The organism is Rhizobium sp. WW22 (genome assembly GCF_047041135.1).
Classification (GTDB): domain Bacteria; phylum Pseudomonadota; class Alphaproteobacteria; order Rhizobiales; family Rhizobiaceae; genus Rhizobium.
Genome location: NZ_CP178198.1, coordinates 1,525,760 through 1,540,654, shown reverse-complemented (window position 1 = coordinate 1,540,654; position 14,895 = coordinate 1,525,760). Strand labels below are relative to the sequence as shown.

General features: G+C 60.1%; 13 protein-coding genes. 10 read left to right on the top strand and 3 right to left on the bottom strand.

Annotated elements, in window-relative coordinates; genetic code table 11:
• Window positions 1–17: 17 nt before the first annotated feature.
• Entirely contained in the window at window positions 18–962 is a 945-nt protein-coding gene (locus ACK83U_RS07740) for a carbohydrate kinase family protein (RefSeq protein ID WP_112606380.1), read from the bottom strand.
• Window positions 963–1,200: 238 nt separating this feature from the next.
• Between ACK83U_RS07740 and recA the strand changes: the two genes are divergently transcribed.
• From recA to ACK83U_RS07725, 3 genes are all read left to right on the top strand, one after another.
• Entirely contained in the window at window positions 1,201–2,286 is a 1,086-nt protein-coding gene (recA, locus tag ACK83U_RS07735; RefSeq protein ID WP_112334727.1) for a recombinase RecA, read from the top strand.
• Between the two features lie 174 nt (window positions 2,287–2,460).
• Window positions 2,461–5,121 carry an alanine--tRNA ligase gene (gene alaS / locus ACK83U_RS07730; protein WP_112606382.1) on the top strand — a complete coding sequence of 887 codons (2,661 nt, stop codon included), beginning with the start codon at window positions 2,461–2,463 and terminating at the stop codon, window positions 5,119–5,121.
• A 137-nt stretch (window positions 5,122–5,258) separates the two neighbouring features.
• Window positions 5,259–6,110, top strand: coding sequence for an AraC family transcriptional regulator (locus ACK83U_RS07725; RefSeq protein ID WP_112606384.1), 852 nt, complete (start codon window positions 5,259–5,261; stop codon window positions 6,108–6,110).
• A gap of 43 nt (window positions 6,111–6,153) precedes the next feature.
• On the opposite strand, the gene ACK83U_RS07720 is transcribed toward ACK83U_RS07725, so the two are convergent.
• Both ACK83U_RS07720 and ACK83U_RS07715 read right to left on the bottom strand, forming a co-directional pair.
• Entirely contained in the window at window positions 6,154–6,783 is a 630-nt protein-coding gene (locus ACK83U_RS07720) for a glutathione S-transferase family protein (protein ID WP_112606386.1), read from the bottom strand.
• 118 nt (window positions 6,784–6,901) lie between these two features.
• Window positions 6,902–8,116, bottom strand: coding sequence for an NADP-dependent isocitrate dehydrogenase (locus ACK83U_RS07715; protein ID WP_015340066.1), 1,215 nt, complete (start codon window positions 8,114–8,116; stop codon window positions 6,902–6,904).
• Window positions 8,117–8,338: 222 nt separating this feature from the next.
• Here ACK83U_RS07715 and ACK83U_RS07710 point away from each other — a divergent pair, with 222 nt between their 5' ends.
• The 7 genes from ACK83U_RS07710 (at window position 8,339) to rpsD (ending at window position 14,842) form a co-directional block, all read left to right on the top strand.
• Complete coding sequence (locus tag ACK83U_RS07710) at window positions 8,339–8,923, top strand: hypothetical protein (RefSeq protein WP_183709961.1); 585 nt, start codon at window positions 8,339–8,341, stop codon at window positions 8,921–8,923.
• Window positions 8,924–9,035: 112 nt separating this feature from the next.
• The gene (locus ACK83U_RS07705) at window positions 9,036–9,878 is read left to right on the top strand and encodes an RNA methyltransferase (protein WP_112334732.1); all 843 of its coding nucleotides are present in this window, start codon (window positions 9,036–9,038) and stop codon (window positions 9,876–9,878) included.
• Complete coding sequence (gene murI / locus ACK83U_RS07700) at window positions 9,859–10,659, top strand: glutamate racemase (protein ID WP_112413729.1); 801 nt, start codon at window positions 9,859–9,861, stop codon at window positions 10,657–10,659. The genes ACK83U_RS07705 and murI overlap by 20 nt, the downstream gene beginning before the upstream one ends.
• A 2-nt stretch (window positions 10,660–10,661) precedes the next feature.
• Window positions 10,662–11,126, top strand: coding sequence for a GNAT family N-acetyltransferase (locus ACK83U_RS07695; protein ID WP_112606492.1), 465 nt, complete (start codon window positions 10,662–10,664; stop codon window positions 11,124–11,126).
• 73 nt (window positions 11,127–11,199) lie between these two features.
• The gene (locus ACK83U_RS07690; protein WP_112606388.1) at window positions 11,200–12,345 is read left to right on the top strand and encodes an alpha-hydroxy acid oxidase; all 1,146 of its coding nucleotides are present in this window, start codon (window positions 11,200–11,202) and stop codon (window positions 12,343–12,345) included.
• 130 nt (window positions 12,346–12,475) lie between these two features.
• Window positions 12,476–13,993, top strand: a complete 1,518-nt coding sequence (locus ACK83U_RS07685) for an ATP-binding protein (protein ID WP_112606390.1) — start codon at window positions 12,476–12,478, stop codon at window positions 13,991–13,993.
• A 231-nt stretch (window positions 13,994–14,224) separates the two neighbouring features.
• Window positions 14,225–14,842, top strand: coding sequence for a 30S ribosomal protein S4 (gene rpsD / locus ACK83U_RS07680; protein ID WP_015340058.1), 618 nt, complete (start codon window positions 14,225–14,227; stop codon window positions 14,840–14,842).
• Window positions 14,843–14,895 lie beyond the last annotated feature (53 nt).

Below are 14,895 nucleotides of genomic sequence, written 5' to 3'. Positions count from 1 at the left end.
CGCGTTTTGAACAGGCTTCATGACAGAATATCGGCCTCGGGAACAAGGGCCAGCACTGTCTTTAGCAGCTCGGGAGAGAGATTTTCTGCCGTCGCATAGGGGGACTGGACGGTGATTGCCGCTGCCGCCGCGCCATGACGGACGGCTTCTGCGAGATCGTGGCCGGCCATCAGCGCCGAAAGAACGCCGGAGGCAAGCGAGTCTCCCGCACCGGTGACATCGGCGACATCTTCGACGATAGGCGGCTGCAAGCTGACCACGATATCACGCGAGAATGCGATCAGGGGGCGCTTGCCACGCGTGATCACGCCGTTGCGCAGATCGAGCGCGCGCAAAGCGCTCACCCATTCGCGTGGGTCTTCCGGGCGGATTCCAGTCAATGCGGCGGCTTCGGCTTCGTTGAGGAACAGGTGGTCAATGCCGGCAAGGCTCGGCTTTAGCCGCACCACTTTTGCCGGCGAGATGGCGATAGCGGCGACCGGCTTGCCGCATATAGCGGCTCTTGCCGCGATTGCGCCTAAGGTTTCGGCCGGCAGATTGGCGTCGCAGAGAATGAGGTCGGTTTCATCGAAGGCATCGCGAACGGCGCGAATCGCCAGGCGTCGCGGAATGAAGAGCTTGTAGAGCTCCATATCTGCAAGCGCGATGACCAGATTGCCGTCATTCTCAAGGATCGCGGTATAGCTCGGCGTCTTGCGATCGAGGAAGACGAAGGGCTTGTCGTCGATGCCGGCGTGGCTTGCAGCCTCGGCCACCATTTCGCCGGAGGGGTCGCCGCCGCGGGGCGAGATCAGCTTTACGTCGAAGCCGAGGCGGGCGAGATTTCGCGCCGCATTGAAGCCGCCGCCGCCGGGCTCCTCGAACCATGCGCCGGGGTTGCTGGCGCCGGGGGCCGTCTCGCCGAAGATGCGGCCACGCCGGTCTATATGGGCGCCGCCGAGAACGAGAATCTTTTTCGCCATAGGGTTATCCTCAGCAGTCAAAAGACGAATCGAGCGGGGCGGCGACATGCGTGAATTGGCCGCCTCATAACCGTAAGTATCTGGGAAGAAAGAAGAAAACAAAAGTAGAACGGAAATCATTTTATCTTTTTCTTTCAATTGCTTGTTGTGCTCTTGCGATAAGAGAACAAATGGAGTACAGAATTCTCATCGGCGACGACATTGCTAGAGCGGCTTCAATAACCTAAAGGTGGATCGAATGTCTCAGAATTCTTTGCGGCTTGTAGAGGACAAATCGGTGGATAAAAGCAAGGCACTTGAAGCGGCACTCTCTCAAATTGAGCGGTCGTTCGGCAAGGGCTCGATCATGAAGCTCGGCTCCAACGAGAACGTGGTCGAAATCGAAACGGTTTCCACCGGCTCTCTGAGCCTCGATATCGCTCTCGGCATTGGCGGCTTGCCGAAGGGGCGCATCATCGAAATCTACGGGCCGGAAAGCTCGGGTAAGACGACTTTGGCCCTGCAGACCATTGCAGAGGCACAGAAAAAGGGGGGCATCTGCGCCTTCGTGGACGCAGAACATGCGCTGGATCCGGTCTATGCCCGCAAGCTCGGCGTCGACCTGCAGAACCTGTTGATCTCGCAGCCGGATACCGGTGAACAGGCGCTTGAAATCACCGATACACTGGTGCGCTCCGGTGCGATCGACGTCCTCGTCGTCGACTCCGTTGCGGCATTGACTCCGCGCGCCGAAATCGAAGGCGAAATGGGCGACAGCCTGCCGGGCCTGCAGGCCCGCCTGATGAGCCAGGCGCTGCGCAAGCTCACGGCTTCCATCTCGAAGTCCAACACCATGGTGATCTTCATCAACCAGATCCGCATGAAGATCGGCGTCATGTTCGGTTCGCCGGAAACGACGACGGGCGGTAACGCGCTGAAGTTCTACGCCTCGGTTCGCCTCGATATCCGCCGCATTGGCGCTGTCAAGGAGCGCGAAGAGGTGATCGGCAACCAGACGCGCGTCAAGGTCGTCAAGAACAAGATGGCGCCTCCCTTCAAGCAGGTCGAATTCGACATCATGTATGGCGAAGGCGTTTCCAAGACCGGCGAACTGGTCGATCTCGGCGTCAAGGCCGGCATCGTCGAAAAGTCCGGCGCCTGGTTTTCCTATAACAGCCAGCGTCTCGGCCAGGGCCGCGAGAACGCGAAAATCTTCCTGCGCGACAATCCGGATCTCTCGCGCGAAATCGAATTGTCGCTGCGCCAGAATGCCGGCCTGATCGCCGATCGCTTCCTGCAGAATGGCGGCCCCGATGCCGAGGATGGCGATACCTCTGGCGAATAAAGGCTTGGGGAAGCAATTCCCGACCTAAGATCGAGACCCAAAAGTCGAAACCGGCCGTATTGTCCAAGGGATGTGCGGCCGGTTTTGTTCGTGCGGCTGGACAGCGCCGGGAGCGGACGATAAAAGCCACTGACTTTGATGCAAGTTGCTGAGCGCAGGACTGAAGGGCCCCATATGAGCGGTGTGAATGAAATCCGGTCGACCTTCCTCGACTATTTTAAGAAAAACGGCCACGAGATCGTGCCGTCGAGCCCGCTGGTGCCGCGCAACGATCCGACATTGATGTTCACCAATGCCGGCATGGTGCAGTTCAAGAACGTGTTCACCGGCCTGGAGCAGCGTCCCTATACGACGGCGTCTACCGCGCAGAAATGCGTGCGCGCCGGCGGCAAGCATAACGACCTCGACAATGTCGGCTATACCGCCCGTCATCACACCTTCTTCGAGATGCTCGGCAATTTCTCCTTTGGCGACTATTTCAAGGAGCGCGCCATCGAGCTTGCCTGGAACCTGATCACCAAGGAATTCGGCCTCGATGCCAAGCGCCTGCTGGTCACGGTCTATCATACCGACGACGACGCCTTTAACCTGTGGAAGAAGATTGCCGGCCTTTCCGACGATCGGATTATCCGCATCGCCACCAGCGACAATTTCTGGGCGATGGGCGATACCGGTCCTTGCGGTCCCTGTTCAGAGATTTTCTACGATCACGGCGATCACATCTGGGGTGGCCCTCCCGGCTCTCCGGAAGAAGACGGCGACCGCTTCATCGAGATCTGGAATCTCGTCTTCATGCAGTTCGAGCAGATCACCAAGGAGCAGCGCGTCGACCTGCCGCGTCCGTCGATCGACACCGGCATGGGACTCGAGCGCGTTGCCGCCGTGCTGCAGGGCAAGCATGACAACTACGATATCGACCTGTTCCGCGCGCTGATCGAAGCCTCGGAAGAGGCGACCGGTGTAAAGGCGGAAGGCGAGCATCGCGCCAGCCACCGTGTGATCGCCGATCACCTGCGCTCCTCCGCCTTCCTGATCGCCGATGGCGTGTTGCCGTCGAATGAGGGCCGTGGTTACGTGCTTCGCCGCATCATGCGCCGCGCCATGCGTCACGCGCAGCTGCTCGGCGCCAAGGAACCGTTGATGTGGAAGCTGCTGCCGGCGCTGATCCAGCAGATGGGCCGTGCCTATCCGGAGTTGGTGCGCGCCGAAGCGCTGACCTCCGAGACGCTGAAGCTCGAAGAAACCCGTTTCCGCAAAACGCTGGAACGCGGCCTTTCGCTGCTCAACGATGCCACTTCGGACCTGCACAAGGGCGACAGCCTGGACGGCGAGACCGCCTTCAAGCTCTACGACACTTATGGCTTCCCGCTCGACCTGACGCAGGACGCGCTGCGCGCCCGCGGCATCGGTGTCGACATCTCAAGCTTTACCGATGCCATGGAGCGCCAGAAGGCCGAGGCGCGCTCGCATTGGACCGGCTCCGGCGACAAGGTGACCGAGACCATCTGGTTTGAGCTCAAGGAGAAGAACGGTGCGACTGAATTCTTGGGCTATGACACGGAATCTGCCGAAGGCGTGATCCAGGCGATCGTCAAGGACGGCGTCGCCGTCGATAGCGCTTCCGTCGGTGACAAGGTGCAAATCGTGGTCAACCAGACGCCGTTCTACGGCGAATCCGGTGGCCAGATGGGCGATACCGGCGTGATCTCCAGCGACCATGGCAAGCTCGCCGTCAGCGATACGCAGAAGAAGGGCGAAGGCCTCTTCGTTCACAGCTCCGAAGTTTCGGAAGGCAAGATCAAGGTCGGCGACGCCGTTGTGCTGACCGTCGATCACAACAGGCGCTCGCGCCTGCGCGCCAACCACTCCGCGACCCATCTGCTACACGAAGCACTTCGCGAGGTGCTCGGCACTCATGTCGCGCAAAAGGGCTCGCTGGTCGCGCCGGAGCGCCTGCGTTTCGACGTTTCGCATCCGAAGCCGATGTCGGCTGAGGAGCTGAAGGTCGTCGAAGAGATGGCCAACGAGATCATCCTTCAGAATTCGCCCGTTACGACCCGTCTGATGAGCGTCGACGATGCCATCGCGGAAGGTGCGATGGCGCTGTTCGGTGAGAAGTATGGCGATGAAGTCCGCGTCGTGTCGATGGGGCAGGGCGTGCGCGGTGCAAAGTCCGGTAAGCCTTACTCGGTCGAGCTTTGCGGCGGTACGCATGTCTCCGCTACCGGCCAGATCGGTCTCGTGCGTATCCTCGGCGATAGCGCTGTTGGTGCCGGCGTGCGCCGTATTGAAGCCGTCACAGGTGAATCCGCGCGTGATTATCTCGCCGAGCAGGATGATCGCGTGAAGAGCCTCGCCTCGACGCTGAAAGTCCAGCCGGCCGAAGTGGTTTCGCGTGTCGAATCCCTGATGGACGAGCGCCGCAAGCTCGAGCGCGAACTGGCCGATGCCAAGCGCAAGCTTGCCATGGGCGCCGGCCAGGGTGGCTCGGCCGATGCGGTCCGGGAGGTCAATGGCGTCAAGTTCCTCGGCAAGCCCGTTTCCGGCGTTGATCCCAAGGATCTCAAGGGGCTGGCGGATGAAGCCAAGGCAGGCCTCGGCTCCGGGGTGGTCGCACTGATTGGCGTCTCGGACGATGGCAAGGCAAGCGCTGTTGTCGCCGTTACGGAAGACCTGACGAGCCGCTTTAGTGCCGTCGATCTCGTGCGCATCGCGTCGATCGCGCTCGGTGGCAAGGGCGGCGGCGGCCGTCCCGACATGGCCCAGGCGGGCGGCCCGGATGGCGCGAAGGCCGATGAAGCTATCGAGGCGATTGCCGCGGCACTTGCTGGCTAAGGCGCTGATTTCCAATTGGTAATCAAGAATGGCGGATGCTTCGGTGTCCGCCATTTTCTTTTGTCCGGACAACTCCGCAGGATTTGTCAAATCGGGTTATGCTCTTGTCGGGCCGATCGATTTGCAAGGGGTTTGACATGAGTGGTGGAACGGCGTGGACGCTTTACGAGACCCGGTTGCGGCGGGTTTCGGCCCATATCCATGAGCATCTGGATAATGAGCTCGATATGGAAAAGCTCGCCGAGATCGCCTGCATGTCCAGCTATCACTGGCACAGGATCTATCGGGCGATCTATGGCGAGACGGCGGCTGCGACCGTCAAGCGGCTTCGGCTGCATCGTGCCGCCGGCGATCTCGTCAACACCCGTCTATCCGTCAGCGATATTGCAAAGCGGTCGGGCTATCCCAACCTCCAGTCGTTCAACCGCATCTTCAGATCCGTCTACGGCATGCCGCCGGCGCGATATCGGAATGAGGGAAGCCATACGATTTTCGAACCCAGCACCCAAGGAAGGATCACGGTCATGTTCGACGTTACGCTTCGCACCATTTCCCCGATGTCACTGATCGGTGTCGCCCATCGCGGCTCCTATATGCAGATCGGCCAAGCTTTCGAAACACTTTTCGGTACTATCTTCGCCCGCGGCCTTGCCGGGCCGGACATGCGCATGATCGGTATCTATCTCGATGATCCGGATGTGGTGGAAGCGGACAAACTACGCTCCTATGCCTGCGTCACCGCTGGCGAGGCCGTCGTTGCCAATGCTCCGCTGGAGCGGCGTTCGCTCGATGGAGGCGACTATGCCGTGCTGCGCCACAAGGGTCCCTATGCAAACATGCATAAGGCCTATCACTGGCTTTATGCGCAATGGCTGCCGGCTTCCGGGCGGCAACTGCGCGATACCGTCATGTTCGAGGAATATATCAACAATCCGCGCGACGTGCCGCCGACGGAGCTGTTGACCGATATCTATATGCCGCTGCAATAGCGGCATACGAGCGCGATCGAAGATTTCCTCTTAATGCCTTGTATTATCGGGCATTAGCCGGCTTCGGCATGGCGGCATTATCGATCTCGTTGCCGCGGCGGTAAGCGTCGCGGTCGCTGACCCGGCTCCAATAGTCGACGAAGGCCGGCCGCTTTTCGATCGTGCCGAAATTGAGACCCCAGCCGATATGCGAACCAACATAGACGTCGGCGGCCGTGAAGCGGTCGCCGGCGATGAATGGCGAGCTTGAGATTGCATATTCGATCGTATCGAGCACGCCTTGGATGCTGCCGCATCCGGCCATGCGCTGACGTTCCGGTGGAATTTCGAAGCCAAGCGCGCGGATGGTAACTGCAGCTTCCAACGGGCCGGCAGCAAAAAACATCCAGCGAAAATAGCGGCCGCGCTCGGCCGCCGTCGGGGCGAGGCCAGCCTGCGGGAAGGTTTCGGCCAGATAGGCGCAGATGGCGGCACCTTCGGTGACGACGGTATCGCCATGCTTGATGGCCGGCACCTTGCCCATGGGGTTGACCGCAAGATACTCCGGCGATTTCATCGTCGTGCCGTAATCGAGATATTCGGTGCGGTAGGGCTGGCCGGTCTCCTCAAGCATCCAGCGGGCGATGTGTCCGCGCGACATCGGGTTGGTATAGAATACGAGTTCTTCTGCCATCTGCCTCTCCCCTTTGTTGCGCGCATTTTTGCCATTGGTTCGCCCCGGCGGCAAGATTCCAGGCAAAAGAAAACCCGGCACCAAGGCCGGGTTTTCCATATCCAGATGGCGGCAGGGCTTAAGCAGCCATGGCCTTCTTGAGGTTTTCGTCGATCTTGTCGAGGAAGGCGGTGGTCGAGAGCCACGGCTGGTCGGGGCCGATCAGCAGCGCCAGGTCCTTGGTCATGTAGCCGGCTTCGACGGTATCGACGCAGACCTTTTCGAGCGTGGACGCGAACTTGGCGAGTTCGGCATTGTCGTCGAGCTTGGCGCGGTGAGCGAGACCACGGGTCCAGGCGAAGATCGAAGCGATCGAGTTCGTCGAGGTTTCCTGACCCTTCTGGTGCTGACGGTAGTGGCGGGTCACCGTGCCGTGTGCGGCTTCGGCTTCGACCGTCTTGCCGTCCGGCGTCAGGAGAACCGAGGTCATCAGGCCGAGCGAGCCGAAGCCCTGGGCAACGGTATCGGACTGGACGTCGCCGTCATAGTTCTTGCAGGCCCAGACGTAGCCGCCGGACCATTTGAGGGCCGAGGCGACCATGTCGTCGATCAGGCGGTGCTCGTAGGTGATGCCGGCTTCGTCGAACTGAGCCTTGAACTCGTTCTGGTAGACTTCTTCGAAGATGTCCTTGAAGCGGCCGTCATAGGCCTTGAGGATGGTGTTCTTTGTGGAGAGGTAGACCGGCCATTTGCGCATCAGGCCGTACATCATCGAGGCGCGGGCGAATTCGCGGATCGACTCGTCGAGATTGTACATGGCCATGGCAACGCCGGCGCCCGGAGCGTTGAAGACTTCCTTTTCGATGACTTCGCCATCTTCGCCGACGAACTTGATGGTCAACTTGCCCTTGCCGGGGAATTTGAAGTCGGTCGCGCGATACTGGTCTCCGAAGGCATGGCGGCCGACGACGATCGGCTTGGTCCAGCCGGGAACGAGGCGCGGAACGTTCTTGCAGATGATCGGCTCGCGGAAGATGACGCCGCCGAGGATGTTGCGGATGGTGCCGTTCGGGCTCTTCCACATCTGCTTCAGGTTGAATTCCTTGACGCGATCTTCATCCGGCGTGATCGTCGCGCACTTGATGCCGACACCATGCTTCTTGATGGCGTTGGCGGCGTCGATCGTGACCTGGTCGTTGGTCGCGTCGCGGTTTTCGACTGAGAGGTCGTAGTAGTCGATATCGATGTCGAGGTAGGGGTAGATCAGTTTATCTTTGATAAACTGCCAGATGATGCGAGTCATTTCATCGCCATCGAGATCGGCAACGGGATTTGCGACCTTGATCTTCTTCATACTTCTGCCTCGTTTAAGCTAGTGGGACCGGATGGTCCTGTGGGTAATGTGAAGTCCCGAGGGCTATAGCACCGCAAGCGCGGAACGCAAAGCCGATAGAGCCTTCCGCGTCGCGTTTTTGATCATTCGTGACATCCCGCGCATTTTGCGATCCGGCCATTGCCAAAGCGGTCGATGGGTCTAATGTCGCGCATGTTTTGCCTGTTGCAACGGAATCATATCATGCAGAAATTTGCCGCCTCCGCGATTGCCTTTACGCTTTTCCAGTTTTCATTTGGTGCGCATACGGCGCTTGCTGCCGATGCGACGACGCCGGTCAAGGCCATCATGGATGCGACCGTCTCGAACTGGGCAGGCGGCGACAGCGACTGGCAGGATATTTTCGGCGAGGACAAGCTCAAGGATATCTACAGCAAGGACTTTGGAGCGAAATACGAGGCGGCGGCGCAGTTTCCTGCCGCCGACGAGGATGGTATCTCGCCTTTCGACTACGATGTCATCGTCAATGCGCAGGACGCGTGTCCGCTGGAGGATGTTAAGATTGCAGCCCAGCCACCAAAAAACAATGTGACGGAAGTGCTGGCGACCTTCAAGAAATTAACCTGCATGGGCTCCGACGCCGATTATCAGAAGGTGACGACGGTTCGCTTCGAGGTCATCGAGGAGGGCGGACGGCCCGTGGTGGATGATATCGTCACCAACGACGACAACGGCAATCCGAGCTCGCTCAAGAGCGTGATGGTTGATCTCGTCAAACAGCAGCAACAACCGCCTTCCGATCAGCAGAAGTCGGCCAATCCGCAATAATCGGGAGGGCTCGTCGCGGCGCTGACACTCAAAAACCTTGCCGAGCGGCTGGTGTCTCGTTATTGCGACCGTGATTTGCGCGATTGAGTTCGCGCGCGGAGATTTAGGCATCATGGCAGGCACGAACAGCGAGCGTCAACTTTTGGCCGAAGGACCGGCCATCATTCTGGTCGAGCCGCAAATGGGCGAGAATATCGGCATGGTGGCACGCGCCATGGCGAATTTTGGCCTTGCCGAGTTGCGTCTCGTCAACCCTCGAGATGGCTGGCCGAACGAGAGGGCGCAGGCGACGGCCTCGAAGGCGGATCACATCATCGAGGCGACGAAGGTCTACGAGACCTTGGAGCAGGCGATATCAGATCTCAATTTCGTCTATGCGACGACCGCGCGAGAGCGGGATGGCTACAAGCCGGTACGCTCGCCTGTTATCGCGGCCGAAACTCTTCGTGCGAAGTTCAAGGCGGGCGAGGGCACCGGCATTCTCTTCGGGCGCGAGCGCTGGGGCCTGACGAACGAGGAAGTGGCGCTTGCCGACGAGATCGTCACCTTTCCCGTCAATCCTGCTTTCGCCTCGCTGAACATAGCCCAGGCCGTGCTGTTGATGTCCTATGAGTGGATGAAATCGGGCATGGAGGATCTGGGCGATGTGCCGTTCCAGGCGATCGAGCAGCGGCCTTCGACCAAGGAGCAGCTTTTCGGCCTGTTCGATCAGCTCGAAGAGGCGCTGGATGCGCGCAATTATTTCCATCCCGCCGGGAAAAAGCCGAAAATGGTCGACAATCTTCGGGCGGTCCTCTCGCGCCGGGCGTTCACCGAACAGGAAATCAGCGTCTTGCGCGGGGTGATCTCGTCTCTGGACCGTTTCTCGCGGAAATCCCCGCGCGGCAGCGGCTCACATCCCAGATCCTCGAAAGCACCGAAGGAAGCCCCAAGCGATGACAGCAGCGGCGAATGAGCTGAAACCGGTCCTCGTCTTCGATTCAGGGATCGGCGGTTTGACCGTGCTGCGGGAGGCGCGCGTGCTGATGCCCGAGCGCGGTTTCATCTATATCGCCGATGATGCCGGTTTTCCCTATGGCAGTTGGGAAGAAGCGGCGCTGAAGGAGCGCATCGTCGATCTCTTCGCAAAGCTGCTTGCGCAATATGATCCGGAAGTCTGCATCATCGCCTGCAATACGGCGTTCACGCTGGCCGGCGCCGCTCTTCGTGCCGCCTTTCCGCAAATGACGTTCGTGGGCACGGTACCGGCGATCAAGCCGGCCGCCGAGCGGACCCGCTCCGGCCTTGTCTCGGTGCTCGCGACACCGGGCACCGTCAAGCGCGCCTATACGCGCGACCTGATCCAGTCTTTTGCCACGCAGTGCCATGTGCGGCTCGTCGGATCGCAGGACCTGGCACGCCTGGCGGAAGCCTATATTCGCGGCGATGTCGTCAGCGATGAGGCAGTCATGACCGAGATCGAGCAGTGCTTCGTCGAGATGGACGGCCGCAAGACCGATATCGTCGTGCTCGCCTGCACGCACTATCCTTTCATGGCCAATATTTTCCGCAGGCTTGCGCCCTGGCCGGTCGACTGGCTCGATCCGGCTGAAGCCATCGCAAGGCGCGCCCGCAGTCTCGTGCCGCAGGTGGCCGATGCCGTCCATCCCGATGATTTTGATTTTGCGGTGTTTACCTCCGGTGCACCGGATTTTCCCACCCGCCGGCTGATGCAGGGTTTTGGGCTCAGGGCTTGATGATGAAAGACAAGGTTTCGTTGCGTAAACTCGATCTCGCGGATATGCCGGCGGCTGCCGCCGTTCACCGCGCTTCCTTCAACGAGCGGCTGCCGACGCTTGCCGGGCTTCATACGCCGGAAGAGGATGTCGGTTTCTGGAGCGCTGTGGTCTTCAAAGACTGCCAGGTCTGGGGCGCGGAAGAGGGCGGTCGCCTGGTCGGCGTCATTGCCTTCCTCGAGGATTGGATCGACCAGCTCTACGTCCTGCCCGAGGCGCAGGGGCGCGGCCTCGGCAGCCGCCTGCTCGATGTCGCCAAGTCGACCTACCCGGCGTTGTCGCTCTGGACATTCCAGAGAAACGAGCCGGCGCGCCGCTTTTACGAAAAGCACGGCTTCTTCGTGGTTGACGAGTCTGACGGAGCAGGCAATGAGGAGAAGGAGCCGGATGTGCTTTACAAATGGGAAGCGCGCTTGCACCGGCTGTAATGCAGGATTTGACTGAGCGGCGGGATATTGGGGGGTATGTCATTGATGTCTTTTGAGAATGCCGAGGTCAGCCATGCGTCTGCGTGAGTGCCACAATTTCCATGATTTTCGTCTTCTTGCGAAAAAGCGTCTTCCCGGCCCGATCTTCAACTATATCGACGGCGCAGCTGACGACGAGGTGACGCTCCGGCGAAACACAACCAGCTTTGAAAGCTGCGATCTCGTGCCCAACGTCCTGCGTGGGGTCAGCGAGATCGACATGTCTGTCACCGTCATGGGACAAAAGCTTGCGACGCCCTTCTATTGCTCGCCGACGGCGTTGCAGCGTCTCTTCCATCATCATGGCGAGAACGCGGTGGCTGCTGCGGCCTCCTCGCTCGGCACGATGTTCGGTGTTTCTTCGCTCGGTACTGTCAGCCTTGAGGAAATTCGCAAGAAGCATTCCGGGCCGCAGGTCTACCAGTTCTATTTCCACAAAGACCGTGGCTTGAACCGTGCGATGATGGAGCGGGCAAAGGAAGCCGGTGTCAATGTGATGATGCTGACGGTGGACAGCATTACCGGCGGCAATCGTGAGCGCGATCTTCGCACTGGTTTTTCCATTCCGTTCAAGCTCAATCTCGCCGGCATTACCCAGTTCGCCATCAAGCCCGCTTGGGCACTGAACTATCTCACCCATGAGAAATTCCGCCTGCCGCAGCTCGACGAGCATGTGGACATGAGCGGCGGTGCGATGTCGATCGGCAAGTATTTCACTGAGATGCTTGATCCGTCGATGAACTGGAATGACGTCGCAGAGATGGTGAAGCACTGGAACGGACAGTTCTGCCTGAAGGGCATCATGTCGGTCGAGGACGCCAAGCGCGCCGTCGATATTGGATGCACCGGCATCGTGCTCTCGAACCATGGAGGCCGGCAGCTGGACGGCTCGCGATCGGCATTCGACCAGCTGGCGGAGATCGTCGACGCCGTCGGCCATCGCATCGATGTGATGATGGACGGCGGCATCCAGCGCGGCACGCATGTGCTGAAGGCTCTGTCGCTCGGCGCCAAGGCCGTTGGCCTCGGGCGCTTCTATCTCTATCCGCTGGCGGCTGCCGGTCAGGCTGGTGTGGAGCGGGCGCTCAGGCATCTGCGCACGGAAGTCGAGCGCGACATGAAGCTGATGGGCTGCACGTCGGTCAATGAGCTGTCGCGCGCCAATCTGCGCTTCAGATAGGTCTCATAATCGCCTGTGGGTTTTTTCAATACACGGGAGCGAAGCTTGGAAATCTTTGCTAGACGAGGGCGCGTCCTTTCAGAAAGATGGGACGCATCCACATTTGATTCTTGCTCGTAGGGGAAGTGCATTGCAGGTCGGCATCGACATGGGAACGGCGTCCGGCGGGACCAGCGCCCAGCTCGATATCGAGGAGCTGCTGGCAACGCGTCTCTTGGTGCAGGGTAATTCCGGTTCCGGAAAATCGCACCTCCTACGGCGGCTGCTCGAACAGTCGGCGCAATGGGTGCAGCAGGTTATCATCGATCCCGAAGGCGATTTCGTTACGCTGGCCGACAAGTTCGGTCATGTGGTCGTTGATGGCGAGCGCACGGAAGCCGAGCTTGCCGGCATCGCCAACCGCATCCGCCAGCATCGCGTTTCCTGCGTGCTGACGCTCGAAGGGCTTGATATCGAGCAGCAGATGCGCGCTGCCGCCGCCTTCCTGAACGGCATGTTCGATGCCGACCGCGAATTCTGGTATCCGGTGCTTGTCGTGGTCGACGAGGCACAGATGTTTGCGCCCTCGGTCGGCGGCGACGTTTCGGAAGATGCGCGCAAGATGTCGCTCGGCGCCATGACCAATCTGATGTGCCGCGGTCGAAAGCGCGGCCTTGCCGGCGTCATCGCGACGCAGCGCCTCGCAAAGCTTGCCAAGAACGTTGCGGCGGAAGCTTCCAATTTCCTGATGGGCCGCACCTTCCTCGATATCGACATGGCGCGTGCTGCCGACCTTCTCGGCATGGACCGCCGGCAGGCGGAAATGTTCCGCGACCTGAAGCGCGGCAATTTCGTAGCCCTCGGGCCGGCACTTTCGCGTCGCCCATTGCCGATCGCCATCGGCGCAGTGGAGACCTCGGCGCGCTCCTCCAGCCCCAAGCTGATGCCGCTGCCGGATGCGCCGCAGGATGTGGAGGATCTGATCTTCACGCCGGATCCGGAAGAGTTCACACGCCCCGTTGTCCGCCGCACGACGCCGGCTCCGCGTCCGACGACCGATATTCTAGCAGAGCTTTCCCGCTCCGTGCCGGCTGCAGGCCCGGCACCTTCCGAGCCGAAAGTCAGCCAACCGGAAATATCGAGCGAGGACCGCGAGGCGAAGGTGAGCGCCGTACTGTCAGAAATCCTCGACGATCCAGCCTCGGGATTCCGTACTGATTCGGTGCTTTATCAGGAGTTTCTCGTTCGTTTGCGCATGCGCCGGGTTCCCGGTGCGCCCATGAGCCTCTCGGAATTCCGTCGCCGTGTGGCGATTGCGCGCTCCGGCGCCGACGAAGAGGTTATGGCAACGGATCAATGGGCAACGGCGCTTTCGCTGTCTACCAGCGTCACCGATGACCTGCAGGGCGTCTTTTTGATGTTGGCCAAAGCCGCCATCAGCGGTGAACCGTGCCCGTCCGACGCTCGCATCGCCCGTGCCTACGGCACACATTCGGCCAGACGCGCGCGGCGACTGCTGAGCTATTTCGAAGAGCAGGGCAGCGTCGTCGTCCATACGGATTTCTCCGGCAAGCGGATCGTCGCTTTCCCGGATATGGGCTCACAGACCGCGCCCGGCGATGCCAATGCGCCCGATCTGGATGGTGGCGAGCAGGCGGCGGCCGAATAGCTGCCGTATTCTCGCTGAAGAGCGTCTGGCGCTGTTGACAATTCCATGACAACCCCTTACAGACCGCGCCAACGCCGGGCAGAAATGTCCGGTGTTTCATTTGACATGTCCCGTGGCTTCGTCCGTTCGCTAACGTGAGAAGCCTGTCAGAGCTCGAAACGGAGTTCAGAGGAGGGCGTGTTTCCTTCGCGGTTCGGCAACGGGCCGCCATAACACTTGAAAGGAAATGCGATGAGCAAGCGCGAATCGTCCAAGTACAAAATTGACCGCCGTATGGGCGAGAACATCTGGGGCCGTCCGAAGTCCCCGGTTAACCGTCGCGAATACGGCCCGGGCCAGCACGGCCAGCGCCGCAAGGGCAAGCTTTCCGACTTCGGCGTGCAGCTGCGCGCCAAGCAGAAGCTGAAGGGCTACTACGGCGACCTGCGCGAGAAGCAGTTCCGCGCGATCTTCGCTGAAGCTGACCGTCGCAAGGGCGACACCTCGGAAAACCTGATCGGCCTGCTCGAGTCGCGCCTCGACGCGATCGTCTACCGCGCCAAGTTCGTTCCGACCGTTTTCGCAGCCCGTCAGTTCGTCAACCACGGCCACGTCACGGTTAACGGCGTTCGCGTCAACATCGGTTCGTACCGCTGCAAGGCTGGCGACGTTATCGAAGTTCGTGAAAAGTCCAAGCAGCTCGTAACCGTTCTGGAATCGGTTGCTCTCGCTGAGCGCGACGTTCCGGACTACATCGAAGTCGATCACAACAAGATGGTTGCGACCTTCGCTCGCGTTCCGGCTCTCGGCGACGTACCGTACGCCGTCGTCATGGAACCGCATCTGGTCGTCGAATTCTATTCGCGTTAATAAGCGGATAACTTTCTTGATGAATGAAAAGCCGCTCGGTTCGAGCGGCTTTT

Coding starts and splice junctions, on each gene's coding strand:
- ACK83U_RS07740 (WP_112606380.1), bottom strand. CDS start 962: ATGGCGAAAAAGATTCTCGTTCTCGGCGGCGCCCATATAGACCGGCGT.
- recA (WP_112334727.1), top strand. CDS start 1,201: ATGTCTCAGAATTCTTTGCGGCTTGTAGAGGACAAATCGGTGGATAAA.
- alaS (WP_112606382.1), top strand. CDS start 2,461: ATGAGCGGTGTGAATGAAATCCGGTCGACCTTCCTCGACTATTTTAAG.
- ACK83U_RS07725 (WP_112606384.1), top strand. CDS start 5,259: ATGAGTGGTGGAACGGCGTGGACGCTTTACGAGACCCGGTTGCGGCGG.
- ACK83U_RS07720 (WP_112606386.1), bottom strand. CDS start 6,783: ATGGCAGAAGAACTCGTATTCTATACCAACCCGATGTCGCGCGGACAC.
- ACK83U_RS07715 (WP_015340066.1), bottom strand. CDS start 8,116: ATGAAGAAGATCAAGGTCGCAAATCCCGTTGCCGATCTCGATGGCGAT.
- ACK83U_RS07710 (WP_183709961.1), top strand. CDS start 8,339: ATGCAGAAATTTGCCGCCTCCGCGATTGCCTTTACGCTTTTCCAGTTT.
- ACK83U_RS07705 (WP_112334732.1), top strand. CDS start 9,036: ATGGCAGGCACGAACAGCGAGCGTCAACTTTTGGCCGAAGGACCGGCC.
- murI (WP_112413729.1), top strand. CDS start 9,859: ATGACAGCAGCGGCGAATGAGCTGAAACCGGTCCTCGTCTTCGATTCA.
- ACK83U_RS07695 (WP_112606492.1), top strand. CDS start 10,662: ATGAAAGACAAGGTTTCGTTGCGTAAACTCGATCTCGCGGATATGCCG.
- ACK83U_RS07690 (WP_112606388.1), top strand. CDS start 11,200: ATGCGTCTGCGTGAGTGCCACAATTTCCATGATTTTCGTCTTCTTGCG.
- rpsD (WP_015340058.1), top strand. CDS start 14,225: ATGAGCAAGCGCGAATCGTCCAAGTACAAAATTGACCGCCGTATGGGC.